This is a genomic window from Pedococcus sp. P2_E2 (genome assembly GCF_056403955.1).
Genome location: NZ_JBFUEM010000006.1, coordinates 419,100 through 430,481, shown reverse-complemented (window position 1 = coordinate 430,481; position 11,382 = coordinate 419,100). Strand labels below are relative to the sequence as shown.

12 protein-coding genes are annotated in these 11,382 nt (G+C 70.0%); 7 read left to right on the top strand and 5 right to left on the bottom strand.

The window, feature by feature from the left end; genetic code table 11:
- Positions 1–54 precede the first annotated feature (54 nt).
- Positions 55–447 carry a PaaI family thioesterase gene (locus AC1DWR_RS15295; RefSeq protein ID WP_477613415.1) on the top strand — a complete coding sequence of 131 codons (393 nt, stop codon included), beginning with the start codon at positions 55–57 and terminating at the stop codon, positions 445–447.
- 27 nt (positions 448–474) lie between these two features.
- Here AC1DWR_RS15295 and AC1DWR_RS15290 read toward each other — a convergent pair whose 3' ends face one another.
- The 3 genes from AC1DWR_RS15290 to AC1DWR_RS15280 form a co-directional block, all read right to left on the bottom strand.
- Positions 475–1,065, bottom strand: coding sequence for a GNAT family N-acetyltransferase (locus tag AC1DWR_RS15290; RefSeq protein WP_477612777.1), 591 nt, complete (start codon positions 1,063–1,065; stop codon positions 475–477).
- Positions 1,066–1,255: 190 nt separating this feature from the next.
- Positions 1,256–1,786: an N-acetyltransferase family protein gene (locus tag AC1DWR_RS15285; protein WP_477612776.1), complete on the bottom strand. Its 531-nt coding sequence runs from the start codon at positions 1,784–1,786 to the stop codon at positions 1,256–1,258.
- Between the two features lie 2 nt (positions 1,787–1,788).
- A complete protein-coding gene (locus tag AC1DWR_RS15280; RefSeq protein WP_477612775.1) occupies positions 1,789–2,400 on the bottom strand; it encodes an ANTAR domain-containing response regulator in 612 nt (203 codons plus the stop codon).
- A 344-nt stretch (positions 2,401–2,744) separates the two neighbouring features.
- Between AC1DWR_RS15280 and AC1DWR_RS15275 the strand changes: the two genes are divergently transcribed.
- The gene (locus AC1DWR_RS15275) at positions 2,745–3,560 is read left to right on the top strand and encodes a hypothetical protein (protein WP_477612774.1); all 816 of its coding nucleotides are present in this window, start codon (positions 2,745–2,747) and stop codon (positions 3,558–3,560) included.
- Between the two features lie 66 nt (positions 3,561–3,626).
- Here AC1DWR_RS15275 and AC1DWR_RS15270 read toward each other — a convergent pair whose 3' ends face one another.
- The gene (locus tag AC1DWR_RS15270; protein WP_477612773.1) at positions 3,627–4,028 is read right to left on the bottom strand and encodes a hypothetical protein; all 402 of its coding nucleotides are present in this window, start codon (positions 4,026–4,028) and stop codon (positions 3,627–3,629) included.
- A gap of 322 nt (positions 4,029–4,350) precedes the next feature.
- Between AC1DWR_RS15270 and AC1DWR_RS15265 the strand changes: the two genes are divergently transcribed.
- Positions 4,351–5,310, top strand: coding sequence for a sulfotransferase family 2 domain-containing protein (locus AC1DWR_RS15265; protein ID WP_477612772.1), 960 nt, complete (start codon positions 4,351–4,353; stop codon positions 5,308–5,310).
- Positions 5,311–5,347: 37 nt separating this feature from the next.
- Here AC1DWR_RS15265 and glfT1 read toward each other — a convergent pair whose 3' ends face one another.
- Complete coding sequence (gene glfT1, locus AC1DWR_RS15260; RefSeq protein WP_477612771.1) at positions 5,348–6,289, bottom strand: galactofuranosyltransferase GlfT1; 942 nt, start codon at positions 6,287–6,289, stop codon at positions 5,348–5,350.
- Positions 6,290–6,456: 167 nt separating this feature from the next.
- On the opposite strand from glfT1, the gene AC1DWR_RS15255 reads away from it, so the two are divergent.
- From AC1DWR_RS15255 to AC1DWR_RS15240, 4 genes are read left to right on the top strand one after another with little or no spacing between them, the layout of a single operon-like run.
- A complete protein-coding gene (locus AC1DWR_RS15255) occupies positions 6,457–7,356 on the top strand; it encodes a glycosyltransferase (RefSeq protein ID WP_477612770.1) in 900 nt (299 codons plus the stop codon).
- Complete coding sequence (gene glf, locus AC1DWR_RS15250; protein ID WP_477612769.1) at positions 7,353–8,546, top strand: UDP-galactopyranose mutase; 1,194 nt, start codon at positions 7,353–7,355, stop codon at positions 8,544–8,546. The genes AC1DWR_RS15255 and glf overlap by 4 nt, the downstream gene beginning before the upstream one ends.
- Positions 8,543–10,510, top strand: coding sequence for a glycosyltransferase (locus tag AC1DWR_RS15245; RefSeq protein WP_477612768.1), 1,968 nt, complete (start codon positions 8,543–8,545; stop codon positions 10,508–10,510). The genes glf and AC1DWR_RS15245 overlap by 4 nt, the downstream gene beginning before the upstream one ends.
- Positions 10,507–11,382, top strand: a complete 876-nt coding sequence (locus tag AC1DWR_RS15240; protein ID WP_477612767.1) for an ABC transporter permease — start codon at positions 10,507–10,509, stop codon at positions 11,380–11,382. The genes AC1DWR_RS15245 and AC1DWR_RS15240 overlap by 4 nt, the downstream gene beginning before the upstream one ends.

Sequence of the window (11,382 nt, the reverse complement as noted above, 5' to 3'; positions counted from 1 at the left end):
GCCGTCGCCGACTCCAGGGCCACGACCGACGACTTCACCGCCGCGCTCGAGGCGATGCAGGCCCTCAACCCGAACTCCCTGCTGCACCGCATGGAGATCGAGGTCCTCGAGGCCACACCGCAGCGCCTCGTCGCGCGAATGCCGGTGGAGGGCAACACCCAGCCCTACGGCCTGCTGCACGGTGGCGCCTCGGTGGTCCTCGCCGAGACGCTGGGCTCGATCGGCGCCGCGCTGCATGCTGGCCCGGACAGGATCGCCGTGGGCCTCGACATCAACGCGACCCACCACCGCGCCGCCCGATCAGGTTTCGTCACGGGGACGGCGACGGCGCTGTCGCTCGGCGGCACCCTCGCGTGCTACGAGGTGGTCGTCACCGACGACCAGGACAAGCGGATCTGCACCTGCCGGATCACCTGCCTGCTGCGCGACGGCGCACCGGGCGCCTGAGCGCCCGAACGCCCGAACTCCTGAGTCTCAGCCCGCGAGGCGGCTGTCGGAGCCGGCGGATGCGGTGGCCCGCGCCCGCAGCGACCGCCGACGGTGCAGCAACGCCTCGATCGAGTGGTGCCTGGGCTCGTCCTGGCCGAGTCGGCGACGCAGTGCGGCGACGCTCGTGACCCGGCGCACCACCTGGGACGAGAAGCCAAGCCGGGCGAAGAAGCGGTTGGCCTCGCGGTGTTGGGCCGGCACGTTGCAGCCGATCTGGTCGCAGCCGCGCGAGTCGGCATACAGGGTGACGGCGGTCATCAGCTGACGAGCCACACCGTGCTTGCGCGCCTCGGGCACGACATAGAGCTGGTCGATGGTGACGCACGGAGTGTCGGTGAGCGACGAGAAGGGGCTCGTGGCGGCGACGGCGAAACCGACCGCGCGACCGTCGGACGTGGCGAGGTAGGCCCGGACGTCCTCACGGTGCAGGGCCGTCGCCACCCGTCCCTCGGAGGCGGCGCGCGCGGCGACCTCAGGGCCGACGCCGGCCTCGACGCGGGACGACAACCACAACTCGGTGAACGTGCGCTCCTCGTCCGCGGAGACACGCCTGACAGAGATCGCTGGACGGCTCACCGGGGTTCCTCCATCGTCGGTCTGGCACTGCTCACCACTGCAGACGGCTCCCCCGACGGCCGCGGTCCCTCGAAAGGCGACCGACTCTGGACTCTAGGCCCATTGGCGGGCCTTCGTGAAGGGTTCAACAACTTTCGTGCGTCAACTCCGTGCGACGCCGGTGTTCCGCGCCGGTCCGGGTGCAGCGTCCTCACAGGGCACGCTCGAAGACGTAGTCGTTCTCGTAGCGGTCCCCCACGAGGAACCGCTTGGTCCCGACCCTGGCGAAGCCGCTCTTGCCGTAGAACTTCTGGGCGCGCTCGTTCTCCTGGTTGACCCCCAGCCACACCCCGACCGCACCCCGTGCCCGCGCGGCGTCCATGGCAGCCTGCATCAACAGCCGGCTCGTGCCGGCACCGTGGTGGTCGGGCAGGACGTAGATCTTGCTCAGCTCCGCCGTCGGTCGCAGCGTGAGGGCGGCTCGCGCGTCCGGATCCGTGGGCTCACCGTTCACCACCATCGCGTACCCCGTCACCCTGTCACCGTCGACGGAGACGAACAGGTCGCGGTGCGGGTCGGCGAGGTAGCCCTCGAAACAGTCCTGCGACAGCACGTTCGCGATGAACGTGTCGATCGCCTGCTGCGTCGTGTGCGGCGGACAGGCCAGCGCAAACGTCGCTGCTGCCACCTCGGCCAGCACCCCGGAGTCGGCCGGATCCGCCCGGCGTACCTCCACGCCCACGGTCAGGCCTTGTCCATCCCGGCAACGACGGCCTCGGCGACCTCGCGCATGCCGAGGCGCCGGTCCATCGCCGTCTTCTGGATCCAGCGGAACGCCTCGGCCTCGGTGATCTTGAGCTTCTTCATGAGCACACCCTTGGCGCGGTCGACCGACTTGCGGGTCTCCAGCCGCTCGCCCAGGTCGGAGATCTCCTGTTCGAGCGCCTTGACCTCGGTCCAGCGGTGCCGCGCGATGTCGATGGCAGGCGAGAGGTCGGAGGCGGTGAACGGCTTCACGATGTAGGCCATCACGCCCGCATCACGGGCCCGTTCGACGAGCTCGGTCTGGCTGAATGCGGTGAGCATGACGACCGGACAGATGCGAGCGGCCCCGATCTGCTCGGCTGCCGTGATGCCGTCCATGACCGGCATCTTGACGTCCATGATGACCAGGTCAGGGGTCAGCTCGGTGGCCATCTCGACGGCCTGCTCACCGTTGCTGGCCTGCCCGACCACCTCGTAGCCGGCCTCGACGAGCATCTCGGCCAGGTCGAGGCGGATGAGGGCTTCGTCCTCCGCCACCAGGATGCGGGTGGGTGCGGAAGGCGGGGGGCTCGCGGTTTCGGTCTGGCTCACGGAGAAAGCCTAGGGGACTCGCGTTAACGGCACGTTGCGGGAGGCGCCGCCGCCGTTCGTCGAGGCTTGGTATGCCGCGTGCCGGCCTGCGCGATGCGGTCCTCGCCCGGACGCTACCCGCTCTGGTTTGAGACGCGGCGAGGGGCGATGATGGAGACGACCCCGGCGGTGCCCGGGTGTCCCCGTCCGCTGCGGTCCGGCTGCCGGAGGCATGGCAGTTGGAGGACGGAGTGGCTGAGACAGCCCGTCCACGTCGCCGTGCCCGGCGCCCTCCCCATCCCCGGCGCCCTCCCCATCCCCGGCGCCGACCGACCTCTGCGTCGATGCGCGTGGTGTGGATGCTCGTGGCATTCCTGGGCGGCGGCCTCCTGGGGCTCTTCCTCGTGCTCCCTCGCACCCGTTCGCTGCGCCCGCGCCGCGTCCTCGCCTGTGACCTGTGCCAGGCCCGGCATCGACGGCTGCTCGGCGTGACCATGGTCCTGGCGCTCCTCGCGGTCGCTGGGTTCGGGCTGCGGGTCTCCCAGCGGGCGCGTGAGCTCCCCGCCTGCGCCGCCGACACCTCGATCGCGGAGGGGCGTCGGGTCATCGACCCGCGCGCTCCGAGGCCGCCGCCACTGTGGTCGACGGTCCGCTCCGCCATGACGGCTCCCGTGAGCGGGCTTGCACTGGGGTTCGCGGAAGTCCGTGGGCAAGGCCTGTGCAGCGTCGGTGACCCGCCCATCACGCTGGCGTTCGTGCCGCAGGCAGGGGAGCACATGGGAAGCATGGTCGGCGAGGTGTTCCTGGCCTCCCCGGTGCCGCGCATCAACGCCGTGCGGGCCCGCGGCGTCGCCGAACACGAGTCACGTCACGTCGACCAGTGGGCCGTGTGCACCATCGTCGGCGGGATCAGCCTGCTGCCGGTGCTCTACCTCGTCGACGAGACCCTGTACCCGGGCTCGGAGAACCACTTCGAACAGGCTGCGGGTCTGTTCGACGGCGCGTATCCCCCACCGCCCGTCCCGCCGCGAGGACCCCAGGGCTGGGCCATCGCTCTCTGGGTCGGGGTCCTCCTGCTCCTGACTCGCCGTCGCATCCGCTGGGCGGTCCGGACGGTCGTCAGGCGAGGCAGCGACCCCGACCCCCGCCGGTGCGCCGTCCACACGACCGGCTGGAGATAGCCGTCGGACGTCATCCCCTCGCTGGGGCGCCGACAGGGGGCGACTCGCGGTGGATGTCCAGCGGGGTCAGCTCGCTTCGCTGACCAGGGCGGTCTGCATCAGCGCGAGGTGGCTCAGCCGCCGCTGACGCCCGTCGCCGGTGTTCCGACCTCGCACGAGTCGGCGACGCAGCTCGTTGACCAGCTCCTGGTTCGACACGAACCGCAGGACGAACGTGGGCTCACCCTCCTGGTTCTTCGGCAGACCACACGCAACGCCGGCAGCAACGACGAGCTGACGGTAGGTCAGGTCAAGGGTCTTGGCGAGCATCGAGAGCGTCGACTCGTCGGGCATGGCAGCCAGCTGCTCCGCCCCCACGAGGTCTGCGACGACCTCCGGGCTCAGTCCGCTCTCGAGCGTGAACTGAGAAAGGGACCATCCCTTCTCTCGCAGCCGCTCTTCGATGACGATGCCGAGCTCGTTCCCCATGGTGCTCCCTGCGTGGACGTGGAAGGGTCTCTTCCACTCTGGATGGGACGTTCGCCCCATCGTGGTGCGTCCTGCCCCCGGTGGAAGCCGGAACAGCGCACTACACGGCAGATCAGGTCGTTTGCGTTGACTGAAGGGACGAGCATCGAGTCGCCCGATCGGGTCCTCTGCGTCCTGCGTCGGCGTTGCCGCTGTGGAACTGGCCCTGGTCCGGTCATCGCCACCTGCTGCCGGGCCCTGGACTCTCAGCGTTCTCCCTCTCGCAACCTCACTCGGCGCCGAGAGTCACCTGGCCCACACCTTCGCCCGCGATCGTGTCACCGTGACCCACGCGACAGGTGCGACCAGGGAAAGCCCGACCTTCACCGAGTGGGTGAGGAAGTACAACGGCCTGGCCTTCCTGCACCCTGGGTGGCGGCTCCTGTACATCTCCGTACCCAAGGCCGCCGGGACCTCGTTGAACGTGGCTCTCACCCGTTCCGCGGGCGTCCCCTTCCCGGGCGCCTTCGTCGACTCGCTCGGCGAGGAGTCGCTCGTGAGCCAGACCATCTGGGACGGGGACGCGGGCGGCCGACCGATGGTCGACTCACTGGACGACGCGGCATACGAACGCCTGATGGGCACCGGCCTCCGCCACGTCTTCACGGTGGTACGCCACCCCGTCGAACGCCTCCTGACCACCTGGTCCAGCAAGTACCTCGTCCGGGCTCCCTACTATCGCGCCAGGCTCGGGTTGCCGGACCCCGGCCTGCGACGGTTCGAGCGCGTGGACGACGTACTCGCAGACCTCGACGAGCTCGTGGCGCACCTCCATGCGAACCCCGCGCTCGTCCACCGTGATGTGCACCTCGTGTCGCAGTACGAGCTGCTGCGCCGCGACCTGACCCGCTTCGACCACGTCGGACGCACCGACCGGTTGGGCGAGACCATCGAGTGGCTTCGCGGTCGCCTTGCCACCGAGGGCGCCGAGCTCTGCGACGTCGGCCACGACAACGACTCCCCCATCGACGTCGACCTCTCGATGGTCGACCCGCGGACCGTGCAACGAATCCATGACCTCTACGCGGAGGACTACGGCTTCCTCGGCCTGGACCCCACTGAGGTGAGGCTGAACGGGACTCTCAGCGACGCCATGCTCGGGATCCTCAACCGGGAGATCGAGCACAACGTCCGCGCCGAGGTCCTCCACCGCGCTGCACACGGGCGTCCGAACCGGGCCGGTCCGCACCGTTCGCTGCGCACTGCGTTGTCGTCGTCGCTCAACAGGGCGATCGGGGCCTGACGGCGCCCCCTAGCTCGACGCACCAGCTGCGTCCGGACTACACGAAGGCGGTGTGTCGCGAGCCGGAGCCGGATGGCGAGGCAAAGAGCTCCCGCCGCCCTGCCCGGCTCGACCGGCGCCAGGCGCGCCAACCGGTCGGGTCGTGCTGTTGCACCAGGAAGTACCAGAGGTACCGCATTTCATCAGGCCAGCGCCGCCAACGCAGACCGGGCTGCGCCGTGAGGTACCCGAGGTTGCGGAACGTGCCTGCCCGCCTGACCGGGTCACGGGGAACCAGGACAGTGAGCCGTCCACCCAGGATGGGCGCCCAGTCATCGTGGCCCTGGGGATGGAGGTAGGTCGCGGGTGGGCAGGTGCCGAAACGGAGCTGACTACGCCTCAGCCGCCGGTGGATCTCGACCTCGTCACCGCGGACGAACAGCCGCGGGTCAGGCACACCCACCGCGTCAACGGCTCGGGCCGAGAACAGGGCGCCGTTGAACAAGTTGGCGACGTTGGGCACGAGGACATCGTCTCCCAGCTCCCCGCGCTGCCGGATCCACCGGAGACCCCTCCGCAGGGGGAACGCGAGTCGGTCCGGGTCGTCCTGGTCGACGACCAGGGGGGAAACCACGTCGAGACGATGATCGGCAGCGCAGGCCAGCAGTCGACCCAACGTCCACCTGGACCCCGGTCGTCCGTCGTCGTCGGCGAGCCACACCCAGTCGGCGCCCAGAGCGCGTGCGGTCAACACGCCGTACGCGTAGCCGCCGGCCCCACCGAGGTTCGTCTCGGACTGGAGCAGGGTGTGCGGGATCCCAGTCGCAGCAAGGGCATCGGCGGCACCGGGCTCCGTGCCGTTGTCCACGACGATGAGGTGGTCGGGTCGTCGTTGCTGCGAGGCAACGGCCTCGAGGCACGCTCGCAGGAGGGCTGCCCTGTCGCGCGTCACGATGACGCAGGCCACCCATGGCTGGCGGGCAGGTACCTCGGTCCTCACCCACCCAACGCTAGAAGTCGCGACGGCCCGGCTGGCGGCTCGCGGGTGAACGCCGGATGCACCCGCGGTGTCGACTCGGCCGCGCGGTAGGGGCCTTGGCCCGGGGTCCATCCGCGCGACGCGTCGAGTTCACCATCTCGTTGGTCTGGCTGCCTACCGTCGTCGTCGTGAGCATCCCCTTCTCCCTGCTCCTGCCCGTCTACCGTGGTGACCGCGCTGACCACCTGGCGAGAGCCTTCCAGAGCACCGTGCAGGAACAGCTGCTGCGACCCTCGGAGGTCGTGGTGGTCCAGGACGGGCACGTCGGCCCCGAGCTGGCCTCTGCGCTGGAACGGCTCGAGTCAACCAGCCCGGTGCCGGTGCGCCGGCTGCGCCTCAAGCACAACGTGGGACTGTCCCAGGCCCTCCAGTGCGGCCTCTCGGCCTGCACCCACGAGGTGGTGGCCCGGATGGACGCCGACGACATCAGCCTGCCGCACCGGTTTGCCGTCCAGATCCCCGTCATCGAGGCGGGCGCAGACCTGGTCGGTAGCGGGATGCGCGAGTTCGGCGAGGCGACACCGACGGACGGCTTGCTCAGGATCCCCCCGACCGACCCGGCGCAGATCGCCACCGAGGCGCGACTGCGCAGCCCGTTCAACCACCCCACGGTGGTCTACCGGCGGTCGGCGGTGCTCCAGGCAGGGGGCTACCGCGAGCTGCCGTTGCTGGAGGACTACTGGTTGTTCACCCGGATGATCGAGTCGGGTTCGGTGGTGGCGAACGTGCCGGAGCCGCTGGTCCTCTACAGAGTGGACGCCGGGTCCTACCGACGTCGTGGGGGGATGCGGCTGCTGCGCTCTGAGCTGGGGCTGCAGCGGCGGCTGCGACGTGAGGGCTTCACAACCCGGGCCGAGATGCTGCGCAACGTCGCGATCCGGGGCGGTTACCGGGTGATCCCCGTAGGACTTCGCAAGTCGTTGTACCGCAACCGGTTCACGACCGAGGCGGGGAGCTCGCCGGAGCTCCTGCTCGGCGAGGTGACGTCGACGGTTCTCCGTCCCCGCGCGACACGGGAGCACGCGTGAGGGCCGACCTCGTCGTCGTCGGGGCGGGTCTGTTCGGTCTCACCGTCGCCGAACAGGCCGCAGAGCGTGGCCTCGACGTCGCGATCGTGGACCGGCGCGACCACCCCGGCGGCAACGCCTGGAGCGAGACCGACCCGGACACGGGGATCGAGGTGCACCGCTACGGTGCCCACCTCTTCCACACGTCCAACGAGCGGGTGTGGGAGTACGTCAACAGGTTCACCGCCTTCACGGCATACCAGCACAGGGTCTGGACCGTGCACCGCGGGGAGGTGTACCCGCTGCCCATCAACCTCGGAACCCTCAACCAGTTCTTCCGCGCCAACCACGGGCCGCAGTCGGCTCGCGCCCTCGTCGCACGGCAGGCGGCCGAGGTGACCGGGCAGCCCGCGAACCTCGAGGAGAAGGCGGTGTCCCTCATCGGCCGCCCCCTCTACGAGGCGTTCATCCGCGACTACACCGCGAAGCAGTGGCAGACCGATCCGCGGGACCTGCCCGCCGAGGTGATCAGCCGCCTCCCCGTCCGCTACACCTACGACAACCGCTACTTCAACGACCGCTACGAGGGACTACCCCTCGACGGGTATGCCGCGTGGCTGAGTCGGATGGCCGACCACCCGCGCATCTCCGTGCACCTCGAGACGGACTTCCTGGCCGAGGGGCATCCGTTGTCCCGCAACGCCGTTCGGGGCCACGTGCCCGTCGTCTACACGGGACCGGTCGACCGCTACTTCGGTGACGTCCACGGGGCGCTGGGCTGGCGCACTCTGGACTTCGAGAGGGAGGTGCTTCCCGTCGGCGACTTCCAAGGAGCACCGGTGGTCAACTACGCCGATGCGGACGTCGACTTCACCCGAATCCTGGAGTTCCGTCACTTCCATCCGGAGCGCGACTACCGCACGGACCGCACCGTCATCGTCCGCGAACGGTCGCGCGGGGCCGGGCCCGGCGACGAGCCCTACTACCCGGTGAACACCCCTGAGGACCGTGACCGGCTGTTGGCCTACCGAGAGCTCGCAGAGCAGGAACGGCGCAGCTCGGTGTGGTTCGGCGGTCGGCTGGGGACCTATCAGTACCTCGACATGCACATGGCGATCGCCTCGGCGTTGCGCCTCGTCGACGACCTCGACGAGCTGGTGCACGGGCGCGGCCGGTCGCCTCGCCGCTCCGTCGTCGAGGTGTCGGTATGACCGCGGGGCCTCCCGCCGGCGACCGGGTGCTCGCCAGGGTGGTGTTTCCCACCGACGGGGACCTCGACGTCCTGCCGCTGTACGTGGACGGTCAGCAGGTGCCGGTCGCGGTCGAGGACGGCGAGACAGTGCTGCCTGTCCCCTTTGACCAGAGCCCGGACCAGGTGCTGGGCCGACGGTCCTATCGCCTCGGCCACGGTACGCGGACCTCTTTCGCCACCTACTTCAACGCCTTCCCGGCGGGGTACTGGCGGCGGTGGAGCGTCCTGCAGTCGGTGCGGCTCGACGTGCGCACCACCGGCAACGGGACTCTGATCGTCTACCGGTCATCGGCGCGAGGCAGCGTCGCCCGCGTCAGCGCGCACACGCTGACAGGACAGTCGACGCTGTCGATCCCGCTGCCACTGAATGCGTTCGGCGACGGTGGCTGGTACTGGTTCGACCTCGTGGCCGGCCGCGAGGACCTCGTGCTCGACGCTGCGGAGTGGCTTGCCGGCCAAACCGAGCCTGGCTCCCGCCAAGCGCCCCGTGGCACGGTCACGGTTGGAATCACCACCTTCAACCGCCCCGCCTACTGCAGCGCGCTCCTCGCCCAGCTCGCCGCCGACCACCAGCTCACCGACGTGGTGGACGAAGTCATCGTGGTGGACCAGGGCTCGGAGCAGGTGCGCCACGACCGGGGCTTTCCGGCGGCAGCGGCGTCCCTGGGCGGCCGACTGCGGGTGCTCGAGCAGCAGAACCTCGGCGGGTCCGGTGGCTTTGCGCGCGCGATGCTCGAGACCCTCGACGTGGGTCGCAGCGACTACGTGCTCCTCCTCGACGACGACGTCGTCTGTGAGCCCGAAGGCATCGCCCGTGCCGCCGTCTTCGCGGACTTCGCGCGTGCGCCCACGGTGGTCGGCGGCCACATGTTCTCGATGTACGAACGGTCGGTCCTGCACGCGTTCGCAGAGCGGGTCTCCCCCTGGCAGTTCCGATGGACTCCAGCCCCCGCGACCGAGCATGACCACGACCTCTCGCACTCCAACCTGCGCTCCACGCCGTGGCTCCACCGTCGTGCCGCGGCGGACTACAACGGCTGGTGGATGTGCCTCATCCCGACCGCGGTACTTCGCGACGTGGGGTTGTCCGTGCCCGTCTTCATCAAGTGGGACGACGCGGAGTTCGGCCTGCGCGCCGCGGAAGCCGGCTACCCGACCGTCTCGCTTCCCGGGACAGCGGTGTGGCACGTCCCCTGGACCGACAAGGACGACTCGGTCGACTGGCAGGCCTACTTCCACGCGCGGAATCGCTTCATCGCAGCGCTGCTCCACTCGCCGTTCGACCATGGTGGCCGGATGGTGCGTGAAAGCCTTGCCATCCAGCTCAAGCACCTCATGGCCATGCAGTACTCGGCAGCGCACCTGCGCGAGCAAGCCCTCCTCGACGTGCTGGCAGGCCCCGAGGACCTCCACCCGAGCCTGCCGTCACGGCTCGGTGAGGTCCGAGAAGCCCGCTCGGGCTTCGACGACGCGCGGGTGGCGCCGGATGCCAAGGCCTTCGCGCAGGTCCGCGCGGCCAAGCCGCGCAAGCGCGACCCCCGGACCGAGAAGCCCACCAGCCAGCTTGCGACCCTGACCACCGCTCTCGTCGGCCTGGCCCGGCAGCTCACAGCAGTGCCGGCGGGCGCACGGCAGCAGCCCGAACGCGAGGTCCCCGCCGCCGATGCCGGCTGGTGGACGCTCTCCCGGCTGGACTCCGCGCTCGTCTCGACGACCGACGGGACCGGCGTCTCGTGGCATCGGCGTGACCGCGCCCGGTCTCTGGCTGCGGCCCGCAGGGCGACTCAGGTGCACCAGCAGCTCCTGCGTGAGTGGCCGCGGCTCGCGGCCGAGTACCGCGCTGCCCTCCCGGACCTCGTGGGCCAGGACGCCTGGCGCAAGACCCTCGACCTGCCTCTGCCCGATCACGAGGCCGACCGGTGACCGCGGTCGCCATCGCCGCCGACACCCCGCTGGTCGTCCAGGGTCGCGGAGGTGGCCTGCGCGAGGTGGCGGGGCGACGATTCCTGCTCGGCCTCCTGGTTCGCAAGGAGCTCCGGGTGCGCTACCGGGCGTCTGTGCTCGGTCTGGGCTGGTCCTACGTCAAGCCCGCCGTGCAGTTCGGCGTGTACTTCGTGGGCCTGGGACTGCTGCTGCGCCAGACCACGATCGGTGACTACGCGGTCTACCTCTTCGGCGGCCTGGTCGTGATCACTGCGTTCGGCGAGGCCGTGGGGAACGCGACCCGGTCGGTCGTCGTCAACGCCGACCTCGTCCGCAAGATCTACCTGCCCCGCGAGCTCTTCCCGGTCTCGAGCCTCTGCGTGGCCGGGGTTCACCTGGGGCCCCAGCTGCTGGTGCTGGTCGTCGGAGCCTTCGTGGCAGGCTGGTCCCCCGACCTTGTCGGGGTGGTCGCACTCGGGGCGGGACTCGCCCTCGCCGCCCTGCTGGCGCTCGGCCTGGGGCTGCTGCTCGGGGCGGTCAACGTGCTCTTTCGTGACGTGGAGAACGTCGTCGACATGGTGCTCATGGTGTTGGTCTGGATGAGTCCGGTTCTCTACCCCTGGCAGCGCGTCGCCGACTTGCTCGGCTCCGACTCCGTGTGGTTCGGCATCTACCAGGCGAACCCGCTCACCGTGGCGGTCGAGCTCGTGCACCGGGGCACCTGGGCCAACGCATCTCCGGGCAACGGCGCGACGTTGCCGCCCGACCTGGCCTCCCGGACCCTCCTCGCGTTTGCTCTATCGGCATCGCTCGTGGTGCTGGGGGCGTGGGTGTTCCGGCGGCTGGCCGGCCGCTTCGCCCAGGAGCTGTGA